Here is a 26,938-nt window from a genome sequence, read left to right as displayed (position 1 = left end):
CGCCATGCCCACGCCCCCCTCCGCCGCAGTGCGGGACGAACCCGTCATACGGGATCGCGGCGACGCCTGCCCCGGCGCGCTGCGCCTGCATGCCGCCGATGACGGGTACCTGGCGCGGGTGCGGATCCCGGGGGGTCTGCTGAGTGCCCGGCAGGCCTCGGTACTGGCGCTCGCCGCCGACCGGTTCGGGGACGGGCACCTGGAACTCACCTCGCGCGGGAACGTGCAGCTGCGCGGGCTCGCCGAAGGCTGCGGCGCCGGGCTGGCGGAGCTGCTGGACGGAGCCGGGCTGCTGCCCGCCCCCGGCCACGAGCGGATACGGAACATCGTGGCGACCCCGCTGTCCGGGATCCTGGGCTCCGAGCGGCCCCATGTCACCCCCTGGGTGGGGGAGTTGGACCGGCTGCTGTGCGCGAGCACCCGCGCGGCGGCCCTGTCCGGACGGTTCCTGTTCGCCATCGACGACGGGCGCGGGGACGTCGCCGCGCTCGACCCCGATGTCACCGTGCTCGGCCGACCGCGGGGCCGGGCACTGGTCCGCCTCGGCGCGGCACGGGGTGCCGTCGAGGTGGACGCCTCCGACGCGCCGCGGGCCGCGCTGCTCGCGGCCGAGTACTTCCTCGACTCCGCGGACGCCGCCGGCACCCGCGCCTGGCGGGTCTCCGAACTCCCCGCCGTACACGCCCTGGACACCGGGGAGTTCGCCGTACGGCTCGGCGCCGCCGGTATCGCGGCGGCCGTCGTTCCCGAGGTGGCCTGGCCCTACGCGCCGCCGCCCGCACCGTGGGGACCCGGCACCGGTGACCGGACGCCGCTGTGCGTCCTGCCCCCGCTCGGCCGGCTCACCGCCGGCCAGTGGCGGGTGCTGGTGAGCGTCGCGGACGCAGGTGAGGGCGAGGAAGGCGACGGCGAGGCGGGCGACGGCAAGGCGGGCGACGGCGAGCTGCGGATCACCCCGTGGCGGAGCATCGTCCTGCCCCGGGCGAGCACCCGTAGGCCCGTCGACGGCTACGCGCAGCTCGTGGCCGCCGGCCTGTCCGTCGCGCCCGACGGCCCCTGGGAATCCGTCACCGCCTGTACCGGGCGGCCGGGCTGCGCCAAGGCGCTGTCCGACGTACGCGCCGACGCGCGGGCCGTAGTGGACGCGGCCGGCGAGGCTCCGGCCGCCGGGCCCGCCGGGCCCGCCGGCGCGCCCGTGCACTGGTCCGGGTGCGAGCGCCGGTGCGGGCATCCGCGCGGCGCCGCCTGGGTCGACCTCGTCGCCACCCCCGACGGGTACCGGCTCGACGGGCGCCCGGTGCCGTCCCACGAACTTGCCCAGGCCGTCGCCGACGCGCGCAGCCAACCCCGAGTGTCCGAAGACGCAGTGAAGAAATGAGCGAGTACACCGTGTTCGAGTACGAGAAGGACGGCGCCGAGATCTACCGCCAGTCCTTTGCCACGATCCGCGCCGAGGCGGACCTCTCCGGGCTGCCCGCCTCGGTCGCCCAGGTCGCGGTGCGCATGATTCACGCCTGCGGGATGACCGACCTGACCCGGGACCTGGGCTACTCGCCCGAGGTGGTCCTGCGGGCGCGCGCCGCCCTGGAGGCCGGTGCGCCGATCCTGTGCGACGTGCAGATGGTCGCCAGCGGGGTCACCCGCAAGCGGCTGCCCGCCGACAACCAGGTGATCTGCACCCTCTCCGACCCGGCCGTGCCGGAACTCGCCGCGAAGATGGGCACGACCCGCAGCGCCGCCGCCCTCGAAGTCTGGCGGGACCGGGGCCTGTTGGAGGGCTCGGTGATCGCCGTCGGGAACGCACCGACCGCGCTCTTCCGGCTGCTGGAGATGATCGAGGAGGGCGCCCCGCGCCCCGCCGCGGTCATCGGGGTCCCCGTCGGGTTCATCGGCGCCGCCGAGTCCAAGGACGCCCTCGCCGAACACCCCTCCGCGCTCGACCACTTGATCGTCCGTGGCCGGCGCGGCGGCAGCGCCATGGCCGCGGCCGCCGTCAACGCCATCGCGAGCGTGGCCGAATGAGCACCGGACGCCTTTACGGAGTCGGGCTCGGGCCCGGCGACCCCTCGCTGATGACGCTGCGCGCCGTCGAGGTGATCGCGGAGGCCGACGTGGTCGCGTACCACTCCGCCCGCCACGGCCGCTCGATCGCCCGCTCCATCGCCGCGAAGCACCTGCGCGCCGACCACATCGAGGAGCCGCTGGTCTACCCGGTCACCACCGAGACCACCGACCACCCCGGCGGCTACCAGGGCGCGATGGAGGAGTTCTACGAGGCCTCCGCCGCCCGGCTCGCCGTCCACCTGGACGCCGGCCGCACCGTCGCCGTACTCGCGGAGGGCGACCCGCTCTTCTACAGCTCGTACATGCACATGCACAAGCGGCTCTCCGACCGGTACGAGACCGAGGTGATCCCCGGGGTGACCTCGGTGAGCGCCGCCGCCGCCCGGCTCGGCATGCCGCTCGTCGAGGGCGAGGAGGTGCTGACGATCCTGCCCGGCACCCTCTCCGAGGAGGAGCTCACGGCCCGCCTCGCCGCCACCGACTCCGCGGTCGTGATGAAGCTCGGCCGCACCTTCCCCGCCATCCGGCGGGCCATGGAGAACAGCGGCCGGCTCGCCGAGGCGCGCTACGTGGAACGCGCGACGATGGCCGGCGAGCGGACCGGAGTCCTGGCGGACACCGACCCGGACTCCGTGCCGTACTTCGCCGTCGCCGTGGTGCCCAGCCGGATCGGCAACCCCGGCAGCGTGCCGTCCGGACCCGGTGAGGTCGCCGTCGTCGGCACCGGCCCGGCCGGACCGCTGTGGCTGACCGCCGAGACCCGGCGGGTGCTGGCCGACGCCGAGGTGCTGGTCGGATACACGACGTACCTGGACCGGGTCCCGGTCAAGCCGGGCCAGATCCGGCACGGCTCGGACAACAAGGTCGAGTCGGAGCGCGCCGAGTTCGCCCTCGACCTGGCCCGGCGCGGCAAGCGGGTGGCAGTGGTCTCCGGCGGCGACCCCGGGGTCTTCGCCATGGCCACCGCCGTCCTGGAGGTCGCGGGGCAGCCCGAGTACAAGGACGTGCCCGTACGGGTCCTGCCCGGGGTGACGGCCGCCAACGCGGCGGCCGCCGCGGCCGGAGCCCCGCTCGGCCACGACTACGCCACCATCTCCCTCTCGGACCGGCTCAAGCCCTGGGAGGTCATCGCGGAGCGACTGCGCGCGGCCGCCGCGGCCGATCTCGTACTGGCCCTGTACAACCCGGGCTCCCGCAGCCGGACTTGGCAGGTGGCCCAGGCCCGCGAACTGCTCCTGGAGCTGCGCGCACCACAGACCCCGGTGGTCGTGGCGCGCGACGTGGGCGGGCCGGAGCAGTCGGTCCGCATCGTCACGCTGGCCGAACTGGAGCCGTCCGAGGTGGACATGCGGACGATCCTGCTGATCGGCTCCTCGCAGACCCAGGTGACCGAGCGTCCCGACGGGTCACGGGTGACCTGGACCCCGCGCCGGTACGGGTGATCCCGGTCGGTTGACGAAGCGAGGGGGCCCGGGGCGGAACGCCGCGCCGGGCCTCCGGCGTTGCCGGGGCCGGTGGCCGGTGGCCGGCCGTGGGGCGCGGCCGGTCGTCGCGTCATGTCGAGACTTCCACGGCCGCCGGGCGGGGGAACGGCATCATCTCCCACCCCGTCGGCCAGTCCGTTCCGCGCTCCTCGCAGGCCTCGACCTCCAGGCGCCGGGGAATCCGCCACTTCCACCAGCCGGCGGTCGCCTCGGGGCGCCCTGGCCACGGAACCGTCGCGAGGCGGTAGCGCTCGTCCGCGCTGTCGAGTTCCGGCTGCCTGATCGCGCGGACCCGAGGGGGCAGCAGCGGCCAGATCCGGGCGAGCGCGGCCCGGCACGCGAGGTCGTTGTCGAGTTCGGGAGCACACCATCCGTAGCCCTCCTCGACCTCGTCCACCAGGTCCTTCCACCGCTGGAGGAGGTGGTCGAGGGAGGGGGCCGGTCCGCCGCGCGCGGGCCCGGGGAGGGAGGAGAGGGCGGCTCCGACGGCCTCGTACTCCGCGGCGCTCAGAACGACTTCGCCGCCGTGCTCTTCTTCCGGGTCCATGGGCCGAGGGTAGTCAGCGAGACAACCAGTGGCACACCTCGTCGACCGACCCGGTCCGCGGGACGCCCTCCGGGACCGGCGGACGGCGGACGACCAGGACCGGGATGCCGGCGTCGCGGGCGGCCGCGAGTTTGGGGGCGGTGGCCGAGCCGCCGCTGTCCTTGGTGACCAGGAGGTCGATGCGGTGGCGGGCCAGGAGGGCCTGTTCGTCGGCGAGGGTGAACGGGCCCCGGGCCAGAAGCACTTCGAGGCGCGGCGGTACGGGCCCCGCCGGGGGGTCCACCGAACGCACCAGGAACCAGGGCTCGGTGAGGTGCGCGAAGCTGTGCAGTCCCATCCGGCCGGTGGTCAGGAAGGCGCGGGTGCCGAGGCCGGGGAGAAGAGCGGCCGCCTCCGTGAGGGAGTCCGCGAAGTGCCAGTCGTCCCCGGGGCCCGGGGACCAGCCGGGACGGCCCAGGGCCAGGAGGGGGACGCCCGAACGGGCCGCCGCCCCGGCCGCGTTGAAGCTCATCCGCTCCGCGAAGGGGTGCGTGGCGTCGACCAGGTGCGTGACCCCGTGCGCGGTGATCCAGGCCGCCAGCCCGTCGGCACCGCCGAAGCCGCCGATCCGGGTCTCGCCGGGCGGGAGCACCGGGGCGGCGACCCGGCCGGCCAGGGAGGTGGTCACCCGGGGGGAGTCCGGGGCGACGGCCAGCGCCTCCGCCAGGCGGCGGGCCTCCGTGGTGCCGCCGAGGATCAGGACGTGCGGACCCGGGCCGGTCGGATCAGCAGGCATGCCGGTCGCGCTCGGCGGAGTACAGGTGGCTGTCGCGGAACTGTTCGGCGCCCAGGGTGCGGCCCACCAGGATGACGGCGGTGCGGACCAGCCCGGCCTCCTTCACCTGGGCGGCGATGTCGGCCAGCGTTCCGCGCAGGATCAGCTCGTCGGGGCGGCTGGCCATCGCGACCACCGCCGCCGGGCACTCGGCCCCGTAGTGCGGCAGGAGTTCGTCCACGACCCGGTCGACGTAGCGGGTGGCCAGGTGCAGCACCAGCAGCGCCCCGCTGCGGCCCAGGGTGGCGAGGTCCTCGCCGGGCGGCATCGGCGTGGCCTGCTGGGAGATCCGGGTCAGGATCACGGTCTGGCCGACGGTGGGGACCGTCAGCTCCCGCTTCAGCGCGGCGGCCGCCGCGGCGAAGGCGGGGACGCCGGGGACGACCTCGTAGGGGATGCCGGCCGCGTCGAGCCGCCGCATCTGCTCCGCTACGGCGCTGAAGACGGAGGGGTCGCCGGAGTGGAGCCGGGCGACGTCCTGGCCGGCCGCGTGCGCGCGTACGCACTCGGCGATGATCTCGTCCAGGTTCAGCTGCGCGGTGTCGATCAGGCGGGCGTCCGGCGGGCATTCGGCGAGCAGTTCGCGCGGGACCAGGCTGCCCGCGTAGAGGCAGACGGGGGCGGCGGCCAGCGTCCGGGCGCCGCGCACCGTGATCAGGTCGGCGGCGCCGGGGCCCGCACCGATGAAGTACACGGTCATATCGTCTGGTCCACCATTTCGGGCTTGGGCTTGGGCTGGTCGGTCTGGTCGGTCTGGTCGGTCTGGTCGAGCTGGGGATGGGGGCGGGACGGGTGCGGCTTGGTGACCGTCCACTGGGTGACGGGCATCGCCTGGCGCCAGCCCGTGAAACCGCCGACCGGCACGGCGTGCGCGACGGCCAGTTTCACCAGCTCGCCGCCGTGGCGGCGGTAGCGGTCGGCGAGTACCGCCTCCGACTCCAGGGTGACGGTGTTGACGACAAGCCGGCCGCCGGGAGCCAGTGCCTCCCAGGCCGCGTCGAGCAGGCCCGGCGCGGTCAGGCCGCCGCCGATGAACACCGCGTCGGGGGCGGGCAGACCGGCGAGCGCGTCGGGTGCGGAGCCGGTGACCACGCGCAGGCCGGGCACGCCGAGCGCGGCCGCGTTACGGGTGATCCGCGCGGCCCGCTCCGTCACCCGCTCCACGGTCACCGCCCGGCAGGAGGGGTGCGTGCGCATCCACTCGATGCCGATGGAGCCGGAGCCGCCGCCGATGTCCCACAGCAGTTCACCGGGGGCGGGGGCGAGGGCGCACAGGGTGGCGGCGCGGACGTGGCGCTTGGTGAGCTGGCCGTCGTGCTCGTAGGCGGCGTCGGGGAGACCGGGGGTCGCGCCGAGCCGGGGGGTCTCGGCGCGGGGGTCGCGGCGGCAGTCGACGGCGACCACGTTGAGGGGGTCGCCGGGCGGGTGTTCCCAGCTCTGGGCGAGGCCCTCGTACGCGTCCTCGTGCTCGGAGCCGAGCTGTTCCAGGACGCGCATCCGGCTGGGGCCGAAGCCCCGCTCTCGAAGCAGAGCGGCGATCTCGTTTGGGGTCGGTGCTCCGGCGCTCAGCACCAGGACCCGGCGGCCCTCGTACAGAGCGGCCGAGAGGCGGGCCACCGGGCGGCCGACCACCGTGACCACCTCGGTGTCCTCCACCGGCCAGCCGAGGCGGGCGCAGGCGTAGGAGACGGAGGAAGGGTGCGGCAGGACGTGCAGGGCGTCGGGGCCGAGCTCCTCGGACAGGGCGCGGCCGATCCCGTAGAACATCGGGTCGCCGCTGGCCAGCACCGCGATGCGGCGGCCCGCGTGCTCGGCCATCAGCTTCGGCACGGCCGGGCGCAGCGGGCTGGGCCACGCGACCCGGATGCCGCCGCATTCCCCGAGGGGGAGCAGGTCCAGCTGCCGGGGCCCGCCGATCAGCACCTCGGCCCCGGCCAGCGCGGCCCGGGCGGGGGCGGTCAGCCCGTCCCAGCCGTCGGCGCCGAGGCCGACGACCGACACGGGTACGGGGGGCGGTGCGGAGCTCACTGGGTGGACCTCGGGGTACGGAAGCGGGTGGACCCGCAGCCTACTGGGCCCGCCCCGCACCCCCGGCGGGCGGCCCCGGCGGCCAGAGCCGGAACTGCTGGCGCTGCCGCCGGCGAAGGATCTGCGGTCACTGCCGGCTAGCGAAAGAAGAGCCAATCTGCCAGGTACCGCGCAATCAGGCTTACGGACAGAATTGCCGTCAGCGTACCGATGAGAATGACGTGCCGATCCTTGCGTGCATACGGTCCCTTCGCCTGCTTGTAAAGCCCTATGATTTCGTCGTTCGTGATCTCTTCAGTCAAAGAGTTGATCTCCTCTGTGGAACGCTCTCTGGTTGGTGTTGCGCCATGGTCTCCGAGAACGGTCTGGGTGAGTCGATACGACTGCTGGAGCAGATCGCGCACCGCCAGGTTGTCTAGCGCGTTCAAGGTTGTCCGTACGCGTTTTGATCGTTCGACCAAGGCCGGCCAGTCCTGACCGTGACCAAGTTCGGGGATTTGTTCAATCGAGACGATGGCGCCGGCACTTGAGAATCCGGGGGAAAGTAGAAGTTGGATGGCGCGCTTTCGGGCCATTGAATTTGCATTTCCGAGCAACTTGAGCACTGTGCGCTGAGCGCCCCGAAGGCGAAGGGGGATGAGTTCGCCAAACCCGCGCCAACCAGGCTCTGGCGCGGTGAATGGCTGCGAGGCGTCGACCACCAGGATCAGCCCTGGCTTGTCCGTGCCGGCAATTCTGGGCAGGTCTGGGTAGCGGGTATCTTGCGCGAGGAGTGCGAAGGCTGTGCCCAGGTTGTCGCAGACTCCGCCGTCAACGAGGGTGAGATCGTCGCGAACCCACAAGGTCCGAGCGCACAGACTTGCCATGGCCGCCCCGCCCAACACCATGGCTGCGAAGATCGGCACTGTACTTCGCCAGTTCTCGTTGTCGCTCAGCGGTCCAGCGAGTCTCATCGCAAGCGCTGACAGAATTACGCCAACCCCAATGAATCCTGCCAGTCCTACGAGCAGGCGTCTTCCGTAGTGATGGACCCGCGGCTGCCTGGCTGGGGGAATTCCTGAAAGTCCGAGCTCGGTGCGCCGGAAGACGACCGGTCTGAATCCTGGAAAGCAGGCGGAGGCTGTCACGACGTCCGAGAGGAATACGTTCGGGTTCCGCCCAGTCCCATCCGGTGTGAGAATGTGGCCAGGCGTGAAATATACATGGGATCCTGAGCTGAGGTCGGTAGTGCAGAAGATTCGCCGCGTAGATTCATCTTGTGCAATGTCTTCCAGGGTTGTTCCTGCTCTTGATCCGATGGTTCCGCGAACCTGTGAGACGAGTGTTTCCACGGCCCGCTGGACTGCGTACCAGCTTCGGGGGATGGCGGTGAGTGCAAGGGGGCTATGCGTGGCGAAGAGGAAGAACACTCCGGAGAGGATGAATGCGGCGAACCAGATTACTTTCTGTGATTCTTCTCGCGGATCCGGAAAAGCGAGAAACAGGAGAAGCAGAGCCGCGAGTCCCAGCGGGAGTGGTTTGAGCATCGAGATCAGGTACTCGGTGGCGATCACTCGGGTCTGCACGAGCCCGGCCAGGAGGCGGACGCGTTGCCCCATGGGGTCGGGCTCGTCGCTCGTGGGCTCGGCGAACCCCCCTACCGTCACGGCGGACGTGATGCTGCCTCCCGACACGGAGCTGACCGACGCCACGGAGGAACGGAGCGAAGAGTCGGCAACGGCGAGCAGGGAACCAGCCGCGAACACGGCCGCCCTGTAGCCACCTCCGGACAGTGAAATGGTGATCCAGGTCGGAGCGGAGTGGTCTGCGCTGCCCTTTTTCGAGGCCGGCTCGCTGTGCATGCTCACGCCGCCCAGTCTGGCCGGAGGCGTGCTGCGTCCACACGTAGGCGGGACCGCTTGTTCATCCGTCCTGGCGGCGGCATTCAGCCGCATTCGATTTCGGGCGGGGCTCCGGGAGTAGGGTGCGGGGGCCGGTGGGCCGTGGGGGCGCCGGGACGGGAGGAGCTGCCATGGCGGGCTGGAAGGCTAGCCGGATGCCGGATCAGAGCGGGCGGGCGGCCATCGTCACCGGAGGCAACAGCGGGATCGGCTACGCCGCCGCCAGGGAACTCGCGCGCCACGGCGCCTCGGTGGTGCTGGCCTGCCGGAGCGCGGCCCGGGGGCGGGCCGCCGAGGTCGCTTTGCGGGCCGAACTGCCCGGCGCTGATGTGGAGTTCATGGCGTTGGACCTCGCAGAGCTGCGCTCCGTGCGGGAGTTCGCTGCCGCGTACGGGCGGCGCCGGGGCGGGGCCCTTGATCTGCTCGTCAACAACGCCGGCGTGATGGCCCTGCCGTACGGGCGGACCGCCGACGGGTTCGAGACGCAGTTCGGGGTCAATCACCTCGGTCACTTCGCCCTCACCGGACTTCTGCTGCCCCGGCTCCTCGACGCCCCGCCCGGAGCCCGGATCGTCAACCTCTCCAGCGGCTTCCACGTCTTCGGGGACGTGGACCACGAGGACCTCAACGGCGAGCGGAACTACCGGCGTTGGATTGCCTACGGCCGTTCCAAAACCGCGAACCTGCTCTTCACCCACGAGCTCGCCCGGCGCCTCGCGAGCGCCGGATCCGGGATCGTCGCGGCCGCCGCCCACCCCGGCTACTCCTCCACCAACCTGCACGTCGCGGCGGCCCCGCAGGCGGGCACCACCCTCACCTCGCGGCTCGCGGTCGCCGCCAACGGCCTCGGCGTCGTCATCGGCAACGGGGTCATCGCCCAGTCCGCGGCCTCCGGCGCGCTGCCCACCCTGTACGCGGCCACCGCGCCCGGGGTCCGGCCGGACGAGTTCATCGGGCCGCGGTTCAGCGTTCGCGGCGCGCCGCACCGCTCCTGGCGGGCGAAATGGACCCTGGACGACAAGTCCGGCGAACGGCTCTGGGCCGCCTCGGAAAAGCTCACCGGAGTCTCGTACGCGTCTCTATCGCGCTGAATCCCCGGGGGCTAACTTGCTACTCGCCAGTCACTTCAGGCTGCCGAGTCCGAGTCCCGAGTCGCGTCACGCCGCATCCCCCTGGGAGAGCCATGCGCAGATCCGCCCTGCCCGTGCCCCTGTTGTTCCCGATGCTCGTCGCCCTGGCCGCGGCCCTCGCCGCGGCGCTCGTCGCCACCCTGCTGACCGCCCCGACGGCGCGGGCCGATCAGGCCGTGGAGGGCGCCGCCCGCGCGCAGCGGCGTACGCCGGTCGTGCTCGTCCATGGTTTCGGGGACACCGCGGCCTCTCTCGACGGGCTGGAGGACCACCTGCACGCCCAGGGGTGGCTCTCCAGCGACCTCGCCCAATTCGGCTACGACTGGGCCGCCACCAACGACTCCAACGCCGCCCGCTTCGGTGCCTTCCTCGCCGAACGGTTCGGCAGCCGGCCGGTTGACGTGGTGGCTCACAGCATGGGATCGCTGCTGACGCGCAAGTACCTCAAGGACGGCGGGAGTTCGCGGGTCCGTGCCTGGGTTTCGCTCGGCGGGCCCAATCACGGGGCGGGGGACGCCGCGCCCTGCGGACCCTTCGCGACCTTCTGCGACATCCACGCGGCCTCGCTCGCCGACATGACTCCGGGCAGCCCCTTCCTGAACTCGCTCAACGCGGGTGACGAAACCCCGGGAGCCACCCGCTACACCACCTTCAGCTCCACCTGCGACCAGCAGATCCCGCCCGGCGACAGCCGCGCCCCGCGCTCCACGGAGCTGGCCGGAGCCGTCAACCACGTCCTGCCGGTGGGTGACAGCGGCTGCCCCGCGCACTACGGGCTGCTCGGCAACGACTGGGTGCGCCGGCAGATCGTCGCCGAGTTCTCCAAGGACCCGGTGAGCGAAGTAGAGCTGAAGAAGGGCCCGTTCCGGATCACCGTCGACTCCGCCCGGTTCACCTCCAGTGGCGAGAGCGGACCCGAGCTTTACGACGGGCTCACCCTCACCACCGACGGGACGGCCCGCTCCCTCTGGCACCGCGACCGGTCCGGCGCCACCGCCTTTCCCGACTACGACCCGTGGTTCGGCCTCGACGACTCCACCCGGAGTCAGGTCTTCAGCGGCCGGGCCACCCTCACCGCCTATCTCGTCGACGCCGACTACAGCGCCGGGAACAACGACGACGTGATGGCCGCCGGCCGCGTCCACTGGGACCCGGCGCTCGGCTTCGGCCGGTTCACCGCGAAGATGGCCGGGGTGGACGGCGGCGAGGCCTCCGTCACCTACACCGTCACCCCGGTGCAGGGCGTCCCCGCCTGCCGGGTCCGCGTGGACCGGGCGGAACTGACCTACTTCGACGACGGCACGACCCGCCCCGCGCTCTACGGGGACATCGCGGTCCGCACCGGTGACGGCGCGCGCACCGCCGTGTGGTCGCGCTCCGGCTCGGACCCGTCGACCTTCCCCAACCAGGGCGGCCGCACCGACCCCGACCCGTACTTCTACCAGCGCGTCGGCTCGGGGGCCACGTACGGGCCCGGCCCGTTCGAGATCGGCGTCTTCCTCTGGGACTACGACGCCTCCTCGGCCGACGACCTGGTCGCCCGGGGCACGGTGGCCTGGGATCCGTACACGGATCAGCCGGGGACCCGTACCAGCGATTTCCGCGGGGACGACGGAGGGCACGTGAAGGTGACCTGGACCGTCCTCTGCCCCTGATCCGGCCCCCCTCCCGACGAGGCCGTCCGGGGGTCCGTCCGGGGGTCCGGCCGGGGGCCCGGTGGGGGCGCGCCCCGGCATGAGCCCGTCCGCCCCCGTCGAGCCCCCGGGCGCCCCGTCCGGGGCCTGACCAGGGCGCCCCGTTCGCGGCCACACTTGGTGGCATGGACGACGACGCGACGGACAACCACCTACGTACCACCGGCCCGCAGACCGATGCGCAGACCGGACCGCACGCCGAGGACCGCGCCGGGGACCATGCGGTGGTCCTCGGCGCCGGCATGGCCGGGCTGCTGGCCGCACGGGTGCTCGCGATGCGGTTCCCCCGGGTCACCCTGATCGAGCGGGACGAACTGCCGCAGGGCGAGCCGGTGTTCCGCCCCGGGATACCCCAGTCCCGGCACGCGCACATCCTGTGGTCGCGGGGTGTGGAGCTGATCGAGCTCATGCTGCCGGGCATCACCGACAAACTGGTGGCGGCGGGGGCGGGCCTCTTCGACTCGCCGCGCGACTTCCTCTGGCTCAGCCCGGCCGACTGGTTCGGGCCGGTGTCCGGGGCCAGAGTGCTGCTCGCGAGCCGGGAGTTGCTCGACTCGACGGTGCGCGCGGAAGTGCTCCGCAACGCACGCGTCCGGGTCCGGTCCGGTGCGACCGCCACCGGGCTCGTGGCCGGGCCGGACGGCCGTACGGTCACCGGCGTGGAACTGCGCGGCGGCGAGCGGCTGGCCGCACGCCTCGTCGTCGACGCGACCGGACGCTCCTCCAAGGCCCCCGCCTGGCTCACGGCCCTCGGCCACCCGGCGCCGGCGGTCACCCGCTACGACTCCCATCTCGGTTACTCCAGCCGCTACTTCGAGATCCCGAAGGATCCTGACCGGCGCTGGCAGGGCATGTACGTCCAGGGCCGGCCCGAACTCCCGCGCGGCGGTGTGCTGATGCCGCTGGACGGGGACCGCTGGCTGGTGACCCTCGTCGGCAACGGCGAACACGCGCCGCCCGTACAGGAGGAGGAGTTCCTCCCGTTCGCCCGGAGCCTGCGCAGTCCGGCCCTGTACGACGCCATCCGGGACGCGGTCCCGCTGTCCTCGCCCACCGCCTTCCGGAACAACATGAACGAATGGCGCCACTACGAGCGCCTGGAGCACTGGCCGGCCGGCTTCGTGGTCCTCGGTGACGCCGCCTGCCGGGTCAACCCCGTGTACGGACACGGGATGACGGTCGCCGCGCTCGCCGCGGAGACCCTGGCCAAGGAGATCCGCACCCTGGACCCCGAGCAGATCGCCGCGGCCTCCCGCCGGATCCAGCGCCGGACCCTCGCGGCGGCCGCAGTGCCCTGGCAGATCGCCACCAGCGAGGACATGCGGTACCCGGTGACGGAGGGGCCGCCGCCGGACCGGGCCACGCGGATCCTGCAGCGCTACATGTCCCGGGTGATGGCGGGAGCCAACGCCGACCAGGCGATCGCCGCCCGCTTCTTCGGCGTGCTGTCGCTGACCAGGCCGCCGGGCACCCTGCTCGACCCCGTCACGATGCTCCGCGTCCTGTCCAAGCGGCACCTGCCGACCACCCCGGAAACCACCGCCTACCCGGCCCACCACGCCCCGCCGGTGGAGCGGCACGAGCGCCGCAACGCGTAGGGCGTGTCTTTCGGAGCAGGCCCGGCCTGCTCCGAAAGACACGCCCTAGGATCGGTTCATGATCGCCGAGATGCAGTGCGTGGTGCTGGACTGTCCCGACCCGGCGGCGCTGGCCGCGTTCTACCAGCGCCTGACCGGCGGTGAGGTCAACCGTCCCGACCGGCGCTGGGCGACCGACGCGACCTGGGCGACCCTGCACCTCCCGGCCGGCCAGGTCCTCGCCTTCCAGTACGCCGAGGACCACCGGCCGCCCCGCTGGCCGGACCCGGCCCGGCCCCAGCAGCTCCACCTGGACTTCGCCGTGGCGGACCTGGACGCGGCCCATGCGCAGGCTCTGTCCTGCGGTGCCACCCCGCTGGACGGGGACCGGGCGGGCGAGGGCTGGCGGGTCTACGCCGACCCGGCCGGCCACCCCTTCTGCCTGGTGCGCCACTGACCGGCGGTCCCCGCCACCCCCGCGTTCAGCTGTGGCAGGTCACTTCGACGGGCTGAGCTGTACCGTCGTCAGCGCCCCGCCCGCGGCCTCCTTCACCACCGCGAGCCGGGTCCCGGTGTCCGGCACCTTGACCCCGAGCTGCGGCAGTCCCGCGTTCCAGTACGACCCGTGGCGGTCGTCGAAGACCGGTACGCCGCTCCGGGCCGGGATCACGGTCGGCGCGCCCGCCTTGTGCAGCACGATCCGGTCGCTCTTCCCGAGGGAGAAGGGGGCGTCGAAGGTCTGCGCCCGCGCGTTCAGCAGTGTGCCGTCCGCGTGGGTCAGCGGCTCCGGGCGGGAGTCGACGGGCAGCAGCATGCCGCCGCCGGGGTGCGCTTTGGTGGTGTTGTCGCTGTACGCCGTGTCCCAGAGCCAGATCAGCACGCCCTGCTGGTACGGGTAGAACTCCACCTTGTCGCCCGTGAAGCCGAAGTTGTACGGCCCGGTCCTGAGCAGGTTGCCGTAGCCGGTGTAGCGGCGGTTCTCCACGAAGTACGCGCGCGGGTGCTGCTCGCTGCCCGTGCGGCCCTCCGTACGCGACCACTTGACCGCGGTCCAGCCGTTCGCGCCCTGCTCCGCTCCGTCGCGCAGCAGCTCCCGGCCGTCGGCTCCCGCCGTGACGCGGATGTCGTCGAAGGTGACGCCCTTGCCGTGGGTGTTGCTGTCCGAGGTGACGCGCAGCCTCAACTGGACCGATGTACCCGCGAATTGGTCCAGGGGGACCGAGAGCCGCGTCCAGCCGGACGAGGTGCCGGAGATGCCCTTCGACCCGATCGGCGCGCCGTCCACCGTGCCCGGCAGCGCCGTCCAGGCGGCCCCGCCGTCCGTGGAGGCCTCCACCGTCAGGTAGTCGAAGTCCTGCTCGATGTCGTACCAGACCCGGGCGTCCAGGCGGGCCGCCGTCCCGGCCGCGATCCCCGAGAGATCGACCGTGCGCGACAGCGTGTTGTCCATGAAGTCACCCGTGCCGCTCCACCACTGGCTGCCACCCTCGTACGGGTCGACCAGCTCGGTCGTGGTCGAGGACGGCGGCAGGTGCACCAACAGGGCCTGCGGATCCTCGGTGTTGTAGCCGGACACCCCGAGCGTCGCCCGCGTCGTGCGGCCCGCGTCGGCCTCCGTGTACCGGAGCCAGCCCAGCTGCAGCTTGCTCCAGGGGTCGAGGTCGCCCGGGAACTCGCCCGTGGAATTGCGGCCCTTGCCCAGGTAGGACGCCGAGGACATCAGCGACCAGAAGTTGACGCTGTTGTCCCCGTCGGAGCTGTACAGGTCGGGCAGGCCCAGATCGTGCCCGAACTCGTGCGCGAAGAGGCCCGCGCCGCTGTTCTCCCCGCCGGTCAGGTAGTCGCCGGCCCAGATGCCGCTGTCGCCGACCGGGGTGCCGCCCGCCTTGTTGCCCTCCGGGCCCGCGCTGCCGGCCTGGTTCCAGTAGGCGAACCAGCGGTGCGCCCACACGGCGTCCTTGCCCTGCGTACCGCCGCCCCAGGTCTGGTCCTTGCCCGCGTGGACGACGACGAGGTGGTCGAGGTAGCCGTCCGGCTCGTCGAAGTTGCCGTCGTGGTCGGCGTCGTAGCGGTCCCACACGTCGTACTCGGCGAGCTGCGCCTTGATCTGCTCGGGCGTACGGCCCTTCGCCCGCTCGGACTTGTACCAGGAGTCGGTGGCGTCCCGGATCATGTCCCAGTTGGTCCGGCACTGGCCGGACTCGGAGCAGTTGTCGGTGCCGTAACGGGCTTCGTTCCAGGGGAGTTTGACCCAGTCGGTGACCATGCCGTCCATGTCGTACCGGCCGGACGACTGGAGCCGGTAGTAGGCGCGCAGGGAGGCCGACTGCGGGTCGGTGGAGAAGAACTGCTTCGCGTAGAAGGACCGGTCGAAGTCCTTGCGCCACAGGGTGTGGTTGTCGTCCGCGGCGGGCTTGCCGATCGTGTTGTGCGCCGGGCCCGGAGCGCCGCCGAAGCGCGGCTTGCCCTCGAACTCGGTGGTGGTGTCCACCTGGTCGCCGAACTCGGCGAGGATCACGAAGACCTTGTCCTTGCGCTCCCGGGCCAGCTCGACGTACCGCTTGCCCACCTTGGCCAGGCGCGGCAGCCTGCCGTCGGCCTCGGCGCGCAGGCCGCCGGGGCGGCCGGCGGCCACCTCTTCGAGGGCCTGGCGGCGCAGGGCCTGGCGCTGGAGCTCCAGGGGCGCGGGCGGCGGGGCGGCGGCCTGCCGGGCCTGCTGCTGATCGGCTTGTTGCTGCTGCCCGGCGGGCGTCGGGGCCGGTGTCGGGGGTGCGGTGGCGGCGAGCGCGGGGGCGGCGAGGAGGGCGAGGGATATCGCCGCTCCCACCGCAGCGAGTCTGCGCAAGGTAGCTGACCTTTCTGGAGGTTCCGGTCGGTCGGGTTGGCCGGAGCGGGAGTAATATTTCACATGTGACAGGTGATTGATAGGTGTGGGGGAGGGGGCGGGCCGCCGCGTGCGGTCGAGCGGGCTGCCGGGTGCGGCCAGGGCGGATGCCCGGTGCGGTCGGGTGTCCGCCCCGGCTCCCGAACTCGACGTTCCGAGGGCCCCGTTCGCCGCGCGGCGCTATCGTGCCGAGCGGGGGACGACTGTGCGAGGGGGCGGAGCCGCGATGCGATTTCTGTTTGTGCACGGCACGGGGGTGCGGCGCGAGCGGCACGACCTGCTCTTCGCCTTGGTCCGGGACCGGCTGACCGCCCGGTTCCCCGGGGCGGGAGTCGACTCCTGCTTCTGGGGGGAGCGGTACGGGGCCACCCTGAGCGCCCAGGGCCGTTCCGTGCCCGGACTGAGCGCTCCCGGCGCGGCCCCCGGCCCGGACGACGAGGAGATCGCCGAGTGGGGGCTGCTGGTCGCCGACCCGCTCTGCGAGCTGCGGGTGCTGGCGGAAGCGGGCTGGGACACCGCGGCCGACGGCGACCCCGACGGCCACGCGGTCGGCCACCCCGAGGGTCACCCCTTTGGCCACCCCGGCGGCGCACCCGATGACGACGGCTTCGCCATGCCGGGCGTGCAGTCCGCGGGCGAGCGCGTACTGGACCTGCTCGCCGAGCTCGCCGAACTCTCTGCGGTCCCCGACGGCGGCGAACAGGCCGCGTTACTGCTCGGCACCGGCCTCGCCGCCGGATTCCCCGCCGCCCTGAAGACCGTCTCCCGTTCCGCCGAGGCCGCCCGCGCCGGGGCCCGCGCCGTCGGCGAGCCGCAGGCCCGGGAGCTGGCCAAGGCCCTGGCCCGCGCGGTGACCGCCGCCGCCCTCGCCTCGGCCGGAGCCGAGGCCGACTGCACCGGAGCCGAACGCGACCGCCTCGTCGAGCTGATCACCGCCCGCCTCGGGGGCGACGCCCGGGTCCCCGGCGCCCGCGCCGCCGCCGTCCTCGGCCGGCTCGCGATGCGCGTCACCACCCAGCCCCTGCTCAACGCCTGGCGCGGCTCCCTCACCGTCGGGGCCACCCCCGCCCTCGGCGACATCCTGCGCTACCAGGCCCGGGGCGCCGACCTCCGTGCCTTCCTGCACGAGCGGATCACCGCGGAGCCGGGGCCGACCGTACTCATCGGCCACAGCCTCGGCGGCATCGCCCTGGTCGACCTCCTCGCCCTGGCGGCCGCCCGCGGCGAGCCGGTGCCCGGCGTCGAACTGCTCGTCACCGTCGGCTCGCAGGCGCCCTTCCTCCACGAACTCGGCGCCCTGGCCGGGATCGTGCCGGGCACCAGGCTCCCGTACGCCTTCCCGCGCTGGCTCAACGTCTACGACCGCCAGGACGTGCTCTCCTACCTCGCCGAGCCCGTCTTCCCCGGCGACCCGCGCGTCAGCGACCAGGAGATCGCCAGCCGCCAGCCCTTCCCGGCCTGCCACAGCGCCTACTGGAAACAGGACTCCCTCTACGCACGCATCGAACAGGCGGTGGCCGAAGCGGAGATCGGGTGAATTCCCTCGACCTCCTGCCCCGCGACCTGGGGCCGCGCACCTTCGCGCTCGTCGCCGGGGTCGAGAGCTACGACGTCAGCCGCCACTGGAACCTGCGCGGCCCGGCCCGCGACGCCCTGCGGTTCGCCCGATGGCTGACCGGACCGGGAGAGGTGCCGCCCGGCCACGTACGGCTGTTGCTGTCCCCGCTCGATGACCCGGACTCCCTCGACTGGTCGGACTCCGCCGCACTGCAGGCCCTGCGCACCACGCACCGCCCGGCGACCGAGGCGAACGTGAAATCGGTGCTCTTCGACGAACTTCCCGCCTGCGACGGCGATTTGCTCGTGATCTTCTGGGCCGGGCACGGCTACACGGAACCGCGCCGCGGTGAACTCATGCTGCCCTCGGCGGACGCCCGGCCCGGCCAGATCCGCCACCTCAACCTCGACTCCGCGCTGCGCTGGTGGCGCACCAGCCTCGTCAAGCGCGAGCTCTTCCGCTACCAGGCCGCCCTGGTGGACGCCTGCCGGGTCGACGCACCCCGCGATGCCCGGTGGAACTTCGGCACGAGCGACTACGGCGGCGGCGCCACCGTCCCGGGACGGCGCCAGTTCCGGCTGTACGCCTCCCGCGAGGGCGAGGCCGCGAAGAACGACGCCGAGCGCGGCGCGGGCCGTTTCACCGAGGAACTCCTCGCCGAACTCGGCGAACGCCCGGTGCGCGAGGCCGTCACCGGGCTCGCCGACACCGCCCGCTCCATCCACCGCACCTTCCTGGACTTGCGCGAACGCGGCGAGGGCTGGCAGCTCCCGCAGTTCGTCGTGGACCGCGACTGGGACGCCTGCTCCTTCCTCGACTTCCCCGATGACGGGCCCCCCGGGCTGGCGCCCCCGCGCGCGGGCCGGCTCGACCAGGCCGCCTGGGACGGGCTCGGCGAGCTCTTCGAGGACCGCGACCTGCCGCGCTGCGCCTACGAGGCGTACCTGTGGGCGTTCAAGGCGGCCGGCTGCGCGGCCCCCGCCCGGGGCGGCCTGCCCGGCGACACCCTGCTGGAGGTGGTCCAGGACCTCGACGAACGCCTCGGCGGGCCGGGCGGGATGCCGCTCCCGGTGCCCTTCGTACGGTTCCTCGCGGAACAGGGAGCGCCCGGCGACGAGCGGTGGGCGGCCCGGCTGCGCGACTGGGTGAGCGACACCCGCGACCGCCTCGCCCTGCCCGCGCTGCCACCCCCGCCCCCGCCGCCCCGCAGGACGGCCCTGCACGTACGGCTGGAGACGCCGCCGGGCGGGGAGGACGGGTTCCTCGCCCGGATGTGGCTGCGGCGGGAGGCGACCGAGCACATCTGGGAATCGGAGGGGGAACCGGTGCGGCTGGAGGCGGTACGGGACGCACTCGTACGACAACTCATGGCGGCGGCACGGGTGTCGGGCGCCGACGCGCAGGCCGGGCGGCCGTCCGGCGCGGTGGAGCGGATCGAGTTCCACGTGCCGTACGAACTGCTGGAACTGGACTTCGACCAGTGGCCGGTCCCGCGCGGCCCGGGCAGGCGGACCCGGCCCCTGGGCGTGCTCTACCAGGTGGTGGTGCGCTGCCCGCAGGAGCGGGAGTACACCGGAGCCGAATGGCGCGGCAAGTGGCGCTGGTTGTGGGCCCAGGGCCGCCGGCACCCGGAGGCGGTCCGGGTGGTGACCGACGCGGACGCGGACGACGGGCTCGGCATGGAACTGGGCGCGGGACCGGCGCCCGCGTGCGTACTGGCACACACCCGGGCCGGGGCGATCACGGCGGCGGTGGTCGAGGCCGTCCTGGAGGGCGGTGTCCCGGTGGCCCTCTGGCACCGCCCCGACCCGGCGGGCGCCGACCCCGCCGCAGCCCGGGGGGCGGCTCCGGGCGGGTCCGCGGGCGGCCTGCTCGATCTGCTGGCACCGGCCGGCGAGGACGGGCGGCCGCCCGACCCCGGCGCACTCGACGTGCTCGCGCTGCCCGCCCGCGTGCGCGCGGTGCGCCGGGCGGCGGCCGTCGCGGGCGCGGGCGCCCCCGGCGGGGATCGCCGACAGCCGCCGGGGGGAGACCGGTTGGTCCTCCTGTGGGACGATCCCGACGACACCCTCACCGTCCGGTCCCTGGCTTGAACCCGCCCACGACACCGACGCCGATGCCGACTTCTCCTCGGACCCCGAGGTGGACCCCGGGCCGGGCCCCGCGCCCGATCAAGCCCTCGCCCCCGCCCCCGACTTCGACTCCGAATCCGAATCCGGCACCGATCCCGATGACCGCTCGCGGCGACGGCCCGCGACACCGACGATGGAGGCAGAGGCTGTGGTGAAGGACTGGTGGCTGTACCAAGGGACCGGCGAGGCCGCCGAACGCCGGGCCAGGCTGGAGGCCGGACCGCCACCGCCCTGGCGCGACTTCAAGGGCGTCCCCGACCCGGCGTACGCGCCCCCCGGCTGCGAGGGGCCGGCCTGGGAGCGCACTTGGCGGCGCGGCGAGGGCTACGTACCCGACGAGTTGGAGAAGGACGTGGTCAACACGGCCCTGCACCTGCGCCGGCCGCTCCTGATCACCGGCAAGCCGGGTGTCGGCAAGTCCACGCTCGCCTCCAGCATCGCCGCCGACCTCGGCCTGGGGCCGGTCCTGCACTGGCCGGTCACCAGCCGCACCGTCCTGCGCGACGGCCTGTACCTCTACGACGCGATCGGCCGGCTCCAGGAGGCCGGGCTGGAGCAGTTGCGCACGCCCGGCGCCGAGCCGGCCGCGCCGGGCGGGAGCGGGCAAGCACCCGCCCCCGCCCCCGCCGGTGGCGGACCGTCCATCGCCCGCTACCTGCGCCTCGGCCCCCTCGGCACGGCCCTCCTGCCCCAGGACCGCCCCCGCGTCCTGCTCGTGGACGAGATCGACAAGAGCGACATCGACCTCCCCGGAGACCTCCTCACCGTCTTCGAGGACGGCGGCTTCGTCATCCCCGAGCTCGCCCGGCTCGTCAAGGAGGCCCCCACCGTCGCCATCGGCACCGACGACGACACGGGCGGGGCCGTCCGGATCTCCCAAGGCCGCGTCCAGTGCAGGTACTTCCCCATCGTGGTCCTCACCAGCAACGGCGAACGCGATTTCCCGCCCGCCTTCCTGCGCCGCTGCGTCCGGCTCCACCTGGACCCGCCGGGACCCGACAAGCTCGCCCGCATCGTGCGCGGCCGGCTCGGCGTCGACATCGAGAACAGCGAGGAGTACCGCGAGCTCGTGCGGAGCTTCCTGGAACGCGCCGAGGACGGCGACCTCGCCACCGACCAGCTCCTCAACGCCATCCAGCTCCGCCTGGCCGGCGCCTGGTCCGCCCCCGGGGACCGCGAACGCTTCCTCGCCACCGTCATGCACCACCTCACCGGACCCTCCGCGTGATCGAGAAGCTCCTCGCCGCCCTGGCCGAAGGCGCCGAGGACATCGGCCCGCGCCCCGGGGTCGGGGCGGAGGAGATCGCCGACATCCTGTGGCTCGCCACCCGGGTGGACGCGTCCGTCCTGCCCCCGGAGCGCCCCGGGACACCCCCGGAAGCCGGACCCGAACCCGCCCTCGACGGGACGGAGTTACCCGCCAAGGCGCGCGGCGGCGCCGTCGAACCGGGAGTCGAGTACTTCCCCGCACCCGCGCAGGCCCCCGCCCCCGAGGGTCCCGCGGAGCCCGTCGCCGGCCGGGCCGCGGGAGCCACCCCCGGCCGCGCGCCCGCGCCGGCCGCACGCCGGGGCACCGCGGTGCGGCTGCCGCGCGCCGCCACCCTCGACGACCCGCTCGCCCTGATGCGCGCCCTGCGCCCGATCGGCCGCCGCAGCATCGGCGGCCCGGGGGAGGAGCTGGACGAACAGCTCACCGTCGAGCGCAGCATCGAGCGGATGGTGCTCACCCCCGTCCTGCGCCCCGCCGAGAGCCGCTGGCTGGACGTGGCCCTGGTCGTCGACTCGCACCACTCGATGCTGCTCTGGTCCGACCTGGTGGAGGAGGTGCGCGGGGTCCTCACCCGCAGCGGGGTCTTCCGCGACGTACGGACCTGGCGGCTCACGGGCACCGGCCCCGGCGGCGCCCCCATGGTCGCGCACCATCGCGACAGCCCGCCCCGCAACCCCCTGGAGCTGGTCGACCCGGCGGGCCGGCGGCTGATCCTGGTCCTTTCCGACACGGTCGCCGGCGGCTGGCGCGAAGCCCCCCTGCGCGGTGTGCTGCGGCAGTGGTCGGCGCACAACGCCGTGGCCGTACTGAACGTCCTGCCCGAGCGGCTCTGGACGCGCGGGGCGGTCCAGCCGGTCCCCTTCGCCGTGCGCGCGGACCGGCCCGCCGCTGCCACCCGCTCCTGGCAGCGGGTCCCGGCCGCCCGGCGGGCCCGCGGCGGCGGGGCGGTGATCCCGGTCGTCGGCATCGCCTCCGGGAGTCTGGCCCGGCTGGTGCGGGTGGTGTCCGGGGACGGCCGGTGGCGGCGCCTCGCGTGCCTGCGCCTCGACGCGGAACCCGCGCGCGGGGGCCCGTACGGGACACCCGGCGCCCCGAAGCTCGTTCCGGACCCCCTGGAGGCGGTGGAGCGCTTCCGCGCGAGCGCCTCTCCGACCGCCCAGCGTCTCGCCGACCACCTGGCCGCCGTACCGCTGACCCTGCCCGTGATGACCCTCGTACGCCGCTCCCTGCTGCGGGAGTCCGAACACGGCCACCTCGCGGAAGTGGCCCTGGGCGGGCTGCTCGCCCCCTGGGATGGCGAACAGGACGCCGATTCGGCCCAGTTCGAGTTCCTGCCGGGCGTACGGGAAGCCCTGCTCGGGTCGCAGCTGCGCGGAGACGTGGCCGCCGTACGGGAGTTGGTGCGGCGGCGCGTGTGGGAGTACATGTCCCACAAGCGCGGCACCGGCCGGGACTTCACGGCGATCCGCCGGGGGCCCCGTGGCAGGGGGCGCCGCGAACTGGCCCCGGGTGCGATGCCGTTCGCCCTCGCCGCCGGGCCGGTGTCGGGACTGGCCGACCGCGTGGTGCGGGTCCGCTACGAGTCGCAGCGCGATCCGCAGGCGGTGGGCGTGCTGCTGTCGCCCCGACTGGTCCTGACGGTCGGTGATGCGGCGCAGAACCCGCGCCCGAGCGACTTCGCCTGGGTCAGGGTCGAAGACCAGGAGTTCCTCTGCCGCCAGGCCTGGGGAGACGGAGGGTCGCCCCAAGTGCTCCTGCTCGTCTCCGAGGTGGACCTGGCGGACTCCGCGGACCGGGCGGAGCCGGCCTGGGCGGAGGGGTTCGCGGCCCCGGGGGAGCACCTGGTCGTGGACGGTGCGACGGATCAGGGCGAGGCGGTGGCGCTGGCCGCCGAGGTGCTCCCGTACGAGGGGGAGCGCAACGGCGAGCTCGTCCGGCTCTCCGCCGAACCGGAGGCCTGGACCCACTACACGGGCTCCCCGGTCTCCCGGGACGGCCTGCTGGCGGGCATCGTGCACTCGGTGCTGCCGGACCGGATGGTGTTCCTCACGGGGCAGGCCCTGCTGGAGCAGCCCGGATTCCGTGCGGTGGTGGCGGCGCACGCGGGTACCGGGAGGGAACGCTCGGGTGTCTGCATGGCGGTGCGGATCCAGGTGGAGCAGGGGCCGGCCGACCGGTCGGCGACGGAGGAAGTGACCCAGATCCTCCTGCGGGCGCAGACGGGCGCGGGCGGGGCCGGCTCGGTGTTCTCCGCAGGAGACGGGGCCCTGTTCGTCCCCCTGGAGGATCCGGGCGCCCTCGCCAGGGCCGGGAGACTGCTGGCCGCGCTCCCCCCGGCGCTGGAGCGGCTGCGCGCGGGCTCCGGCGAATGGGAGATCTCCCTGGTGGTGGCTCTGGCCGGAGGACGGTTCACGCCCGATCTGCGGGGACCGGCGGCGGACGAGGCCGGGGCGCTGGCCGACGGCGCGGAGCGCGCCCGGAGGCCGGCCGGTTCCCGGGACCCGGCAACGGTCGTCGTCGTGAAGGGCGAATCACTGCTCGGTGTCCGCGGGCTGGAAACCCTCGCGGCCGAGCCGCTGGCGCACACGGGGACGGAGCCGCGCGGGTGGATCTGGTCCGCCTCCGCCGCCGAGGTGGGGCGGGCGCTGATCGATGCCGAGCTGAGGATCGAGGTCCCGGGCGTCGACTGGCCGCGCTGCGGGTACGGCGGCACGCAGGCGGATCCCGGCGGGTGCATCGGTGTCCGCCTGCCGGGCCGCCTGCGCTGTCTCACCCATGTGGCGGCGGTGGAACGGGCCGAGTACCTCCACGCGCTGCGACCGGGCGCGGAGGTGGACCTGCGGGGCACCACCCTCGGCGACGACCTGCTCGGCCACCTGCTGCTCGCGCTGCGCGAGCCCGGGGTGGGGCAGGTGCGGGTGGGGCGCGCCCGCTTCGACCGGGCGCGGTTCACCGGTGACTGGGCGACGCCCGGAGGGGAGTTCGAGGGCGCGGCCTCCTTCGACCGGGCCGTTTTCGAAGGCGGGGCGGGGTTCGACGCGGTCCACTTCAAGGAGAGCGCCTCCTTCGGGCGGGCCGATTTCCGGCGCGGCGCGACCTTCGACTCGGCCGTGTTCGACGGCGAAGCGCGTTTCGTCAGGGCGGACTTCGACGGCAACGCCACTTTCACGGACGCCGAGTTCGCCCGGGGCCTCGACTTGACCATGGCCGAACTGTGGGCGGGGGCACGGATGAGCGGGATGAGGGTGCGGGGGGCGGCCGAGTTCGCGCACGCGGTCTTCCGCGGCCGCAGCAAGTTGAGGCGGACGGTCTTCCAGGGGCCCGTCTCCTTCGCCTCTACGGTGTGGGGAGCCGATCTGCGGTTCGAGGAGGTCCGCTTCCAGGGGCCGGTCACCTTCGACCGTGCGACCTTCGCCGCCCTGACGGCCTTCTTCGACACGGTCTTCGCGGACCGGGCCACCTTCGCCGGGGCCGACTTCGCGGGGTCCGGGGATTTCGTGAACGTGACCTTCGCCGATCCGGCGGCGCTTCCCGAAGCGTGGCGGCCGCTCCTGCCGCCCACGGGCTCCGCGACGTTCCGCCTGGGCGGCCGGGACGGAGGTTCCGGCGCGCGGAGGCCCTGAACCGCCGAGCGCCTCCCGCCCCGCGGGAGCGGGGAGAACGGGCCGGGACCGAAGCCGAAGCCGAAGCCGAAGCCGAAGCCGAAGCCGAAGCCGAGGGCTCCGGCGTGCGGATGCCGCGCCATTCCCGGGTGCGGGGCCTGTCGGCCCCGCACCCGGGCCGGGGTCAGGCGGTGGGCGGTACCCGTCCCGGGCGGCCGGCGCCGCGGGTCAGGCGGTAGCCGCCGATGCCCGCGAGGGCGGCGAGCAGACCGCCGGCCGCCGTCCAGAGCCAGCGGTCCGACCACCAGGAGCCCGACCAGCCGTCGGCCGGTTCGACACCGGACGCCGTGCCGGCGCCGGGGACGAGCGGTACGGCCAGGGCGTTGTCGGCGGCGTAGGCGCCGCCGACGTCCTTGGCCTCGGCCCGCAGGCGTGCCCGTACCGGCTGGCCGAGGTCCTCCTGCGCGAGGTCGGTGACCGTGAGCCGGATGTAATAGGCCCCCGGCAGGGGGTCGTTGGCCCACTGGTCGGCGCCCGAGCGGACCGGGCGCAGGGTGCAGGACAGGTCGACGGCCGCGGCGTCCTTGGAGGCCGTACCGGTCTGCGTGCCGTACATGCAGGGCTGGCGGCGGCGCAGACCGTCGTACACGTCGAGCTGCCACGTGGAGGCCGAGTGCCGGCCGGTCGCGGCGGGCAGGGTGACCGAGGCCCGCACGGTGGCGCGCTGGCCCGAGTCCAGGGGGAGCACCCAGTAGAGGTAGTCGCCCGTGGAAGCGTCGGCCGTGGCGTCCTGGTCCAGCTGGAGCGGGGTGGCGGTACGGAAGGCCGTGCCGGCCTCGGTCGGACCCTCCCCGGTGCCGCTCGGGCTCGGCGACGGCGAGGCCGCCACCCCGAGCAGGCCGCCGCCCACGAGCAGGGCGGCGGTCAGCGCGCGCCGCACGCGTCGTTCACGTCTCAGGGCACTCATCAGTTGGTCCTCCAGACCGCGATACGCCAGCGCGAGACCCAGCCCCACACCAGTCCGGCGAGGAGGCCGGTGAGCGCCAGTGCGCCGAGCAGCCACCAGCCGCGGCCGAGGCCGAAGGAGGCCACGTCGGAGGCCCCGTCCGGGCCGTCCACCACGTCGATGGTCAGCTCGACCGGCATGCCCGGGGTGGTCTTGACCGAGGCGGGCGCCGAGAAGGAGTTGCTGACCTGGAGACACACGGTCTCGGCAGGTTCCTCGTCGTCCGCGTCCCCGGCCTTCGGGTAGCGCAGCCCGGACGAGATCAGGTCGGTCCGCCCGTCGCCGGCCTCCTGGCCGCGTACGATCTCCCGGCCGCTCGTCGTCGTGGCGCGCAGCAGCACGCCGTAGTCGTTGTTCACGGCGCGGTCGGACCCGATGCTGACCGAGGCCCGCAGTTCCTGGCCCGGTGCCACGGAGACCCGGTACCAGCGGTGCTCCGAGAAGCTCTCGCGGTCGCTGTAGAGACCGGGCTTCAACTCTGGTGCTCCCGCGCACTCCTTGGCGCCCTCGGCGGCCACCGGATTGACCACCGGCGTGGCCGCGCGGCCCACCAACTGCCGTACTCTGCCCGACAGTTCGGCCTTGTGCTGCACGGAGGTGTAAGTGCCGCCCGTGGCCTCGGCGATGCAGATCAGCTGGTCGCGGGTCTTGGCGTCGGGAACGAGCCCGAGCGTGTCGATGACCAGGTGGATCCCCTGGGCCGCGATGTCCCGGGCCACTTCGCAGGGGTCGAGCGGGGCGCAGGTGTCCTCGCCGTCGGTGATGAGCACGATCCGCCGGGTGGCGTCGCCGCCCTTCAGGTCCTCGGCGGCCCCGAGCAGCGCCGGTCCGATGGGCGTCCACCCGGTGGGGGCCAGCGTGGCCACCGCCGTCTTGGCCTCGGTCCGGTCCAAGGGGCCTACGGGATAGAGCTGCTTGGTGTCCTTGCAGCCGAGGCTCTTGTCGGGACCGGGGTAGTTGGCGCCCAGGGTCCGTATGCCGAGCTGCACTTCGTCGGGCACGGCGTCCAGTACCTCGTTGAACGCCTGTTTCGCCGCGGACATCCGGGTCTGCCCGTCGATGTCCTGTGCGCGCATCGAGCCGCTGACGTCCAGCACCAACTCGACCTTGGGAGCTTCCTTCGCCACCGGTTCACCGGCGGCGGCACCTGACGGGAACAACCCGACAGCGAGGGTGACGAACAGGCCGCACGCACTGGCCCTCACCCATCTTCTAGTGATCATCGCCGGATCGTATTGAGATTCCCCGCACCCGCCAAACCGAGCACC

19 protein-coding genes are annotated in these 26,938 nt (G+C 73.6%); 11 read left to right on the top strand and 8 right to left on the bottom strand.

Annotation, left to right across the window (positions count from 1 at the left end):
- The first annotated feature begins 4 nt into the window (after nt 1-4).
- From OG276_RS06855 to OG276_RS06845, 3 genes are read left to right on the top strand one after another with little or no spacing between them, the layout of a single operon-like run.
- Nucleotides 5-1,378: a cobalamin biosynthesis protein CobG gene (locus tag OG276_RS06855; RefSeq protein WP_266903579.1), complete on the top strand. Its 1,374-nt coding sequence runs from the start codon at nt 5-7 to the stop codon at nt 1,376-1,378.
- Nucleotides 1,375-2,022: a precorrin-8X methylmutase gene (locus tag OG276_RS06850; protein ID WP_243338785.1), complete on the top strand. Its 648-nt coding sequence runs from the start codon at nt 1,375-1,377 to the stop codon at nt 2,020-2,022. Before OG276_RS06855 ends, OG276_RS06850 begins: the two co-directional genes overlap by 4 nt.
- Nucleotides 2,019-3,506, top strand: coding sequence for a precorrin-2 C(20)-methyltransferase (locus OG276_RS06845; RefSeq protein ID WP_266903578.1), 1,488 nt, complete (start codon nt 2,019-2,021; stop codon nt 3,504-3,506). Before OG276_RS06850 ends, OG276_RS06845 begins: the two co-directional genes overlap by 4 nt.
- A 112-nt stretch (nt 3,507-3,618) precedes the next feature.
- Here OG276_RS06845 and OG276_RS06840 read toward each other — a convergent pair whose 3' ends face one another.
- The 5 genes from OG276_RS06840 to OG276_RS06820 form a co-directional block, all read right to left on the bottom strand.
- Nucleotides 3,619-4,095 carry a hypothetical protein gene (locus OG276_RS06840; RefSeq protein ID WP_266903577.1) on the bottom strand — a complete coding sequence of 159 codons (477 nt, stop codon included), beginning with the start codon at nt 4,093-4,095 and terminating at the stop codon, nt 3,619-3,621.
- A 13-nt stretch (nt 4,096-4,108) separates the two neighbouring features.
- Nucleotides 4,109-4,870 carry a cobalt-precorrin-6A reductase gene (locus OG276_RS06835; RefSeq protein ID WP_266903576.1) on the bottom strand — a complete coding sequence of 254 codons (762 nt, stop codon included), beginning with the start codon at nt 4,868-4,870 and terminating at the stop codon, nt 4,109-4,111.
- Nucleotides 4,860-5,609: a precorrin-4 C(11)-methyltransferase gene (cobM, locus tag OG276_RS06830; protein WP_266903575.1), complete on the bottom strand. Its 750-nt coding sequence runs from the start codon at nt 5,607-5,609 to the stop codon at nt 4,860-4,862. Before cobM ends, OG276_RS06835 begins: the two co-directional genes overlap by 11 nt.
- Nucleotides 5,606-6,937 carry a precorrin-6y C5,15-methyltransferase (decarboxylating) subunit CbiE gene (gene cbiE, locus OG276_RS06825; RefSeq protein ID WP_266903574.1) on the bottom strand — a complete coding sequence of 444 codons (1,332 nt, stop codon included), beginning with the start codon at nt 6,935-6,937 and terminating at the stop codon, nt 5,606-5,608. Before cbiE ends, cobM begins: the two co-directional genes overlap by 4 nt.
- 137 nt (nt 6,938-7,074) lie before the next feature.
- A complete protein-coding gene (locus tag OG276_RS06820; protein WP_266903573.1) occupies nt 7,075-8,784 on the bottom strand; it encodes a hypothetical protein in 1,710 nt (569 codons plus the stop codon).
- Nucleotides 8,785-8,948: 164 nt separating this feature from the next.
- Between OG276_RS06820 and OG276_RS06815 the strand changes: the two genes are divergently transcribed.
- The 4 genes from OG276_RS06815 (at nt 8,949) to OG276_RS06800 (ending at nt 13,675) form a co-directional block, all read left to right on the top strand.
- Nucleotides 8,949-9,908, top strand: coding sequence for an oxidoreductase (locus tag OG276_RS06815; protein WP_266903572.1), 960 nt, complete (start codon nt 8,949-8,951; stop codon nt 9,906-9,908).
- Between the two features lie 92 nt (nt 9,909-10,000).
- Nucleotides 10,001-11,602, top strand: a complete 1,602-nt coding sequence (locus OG276_RS06810) for a triacylglycerol lipase (RefSeq protein WP_266903571.1) — start codon at nt 10,001-10,003, stop codon at nt 11,600-11,602.
- 164 nt (nt 11,603-11,766) lie between these two features.
- Nucleotides 11,767-13,239 (top strand): NAD(P)/FAD-dependent oxidoreductase, encoded by a 1,473-nt coding sequence (locus OG276_RS06805; RefSeq protein ID WP_266903570.1) that lies wholly within the window; start codon nt 11,767-11,769, stop codon nt 13,237-13,239.
- A 58-nt stretch (nt 13,240-13,297) separates the two neighbouring features.
- The gene (locus tag OG276_RS06800; RefSeq protein ID WP_266903569.1) at nt 13,298-13,675 is read left to right on the top strand and encodes a VOC family protein; all 378 of its coding nucleotides are present in this window, start codon (nt 13,298-13,300) and stop codon (nt 13,673-13,675) included.
- 39 nt (nt 13,676-13,714) lie between these two features.
- Here OG276_RS06800 and OG276_RS06795 read toward each other — a convergent pair whose 3' ends face one another.
- The gene (locus OG276_RS06795) at nt 13,715-16,063 is read right to left on the bottom strand and encodes an immune inhibitor A domain-containing protein (protein ID WP_266903568.1); all 2,349 of its coding nucleotides are present in this window, start codon (nt 16,061-16,063) and stop codon (nt 13,715-13,717) included.
- 265 nt (nt 16,064-16,328) lie between these two features.
- Between OG276_RS06795 and OG276_RS06790 the strand changes: the two genes are divergently transcribed.
- The 4 genes from OG276_RS06790 to OG276_RS06775 all read left to right on the top strand — a co-directional run bounded on the left by OG276_RS06790 (nt 16,329) and on the right by OG276_RS06775 (nt 24,685).
- Entirely contained in the window at nt 16,329-17,639 is a 1,311-nt protein-coding gene (locus OG276_RS06790) for an alpha/beta fold hydrolase (RefSeq protein ID WP_266903567.1), read from the top strand.
- On the top strand, nt 17,636-19,753 hold the full coding sequence (locus OG276_RS06785) for a caspase family protein (RefSeq protein ID WP_266903566.1): 2,118 nt from the start codon (nt 17,636-17,638) through the stop codon (nt 19,751-19,753). Before OG276_RS06790 ends, OG276_RS06785 begins: the two co-directional genes overlap by 4 nt.
- A 187-nt stretch (nt 19,754-19,940) precedes the next feature.
- Nucleotides 19,941-21,020: a MoxR family ATPase gene (locus tag OG276_RS06780; protein WP_266903565.1), complete on the top strand. Its 1,080-nt coding sequence runs from the start codon at nt 19,941-19,943 to the stop codon at nt 21,018-21,020.
- A complete protein-coding gene (locus tag OG276_RS06775) occupies nt 21,017-24,685 on the top strand; it encodes an SAV_2336 N-terminal domain-related protein (protein ID WP_266903564.1) in 3,669 nt (1,222 codons plus the stop codon). The genes OG276_RS06780 and OG276_RS06775 overlap by 4 nt, the downstream gene beginning before the upstream one ends.
- Before the next feature lie 163 nt (nt 24,686-24,848).
- Here OG276_RS06775 and OG276_RS06770 read toward each other — a convergent pair whose 3' ends face one another.
- Complete coding sequence (locus OG276_RS06770) at nt 24,849-25,631, bottom strand: hypothetical protein (RefSeq protein ID WP_266903563.1); 783 nt, start codon at nt 25,629-25,631, stop codon at nt 24,849-24,851.
- On the bottom strand, nt 25,631-26,893 hold the full coding sequence (locus tag OG276_RS06765; RefSeq protein WP_266903562.1) for a VWA domain-containing protein: 1,263 nt from the start codon (nt 26,891-26,893) through the stop codon (nt 25,631-25,633). The genes OG276_RS06770 and OG276_RS06765 overlap by 1 nt, the downstream gene beginning before the upstream one ends.
- Nucleotides 26,894-26,938 lie beyond the last annotated feature (45 nt).

This window comes from Streptomyces sp. NBC_00086, from assembly GCF_026343255.1.
Lineage (GTDB): Bacteria > Actinomycetota > Actinomycetes > Streptomycetales > Streptomycetaceae > Streptomyces.
The sequence above is the reverse complement of the archived record's forward strand: the minus strand, read 5'-3'. Positions and strand labels throughout refer to the sequence as shown.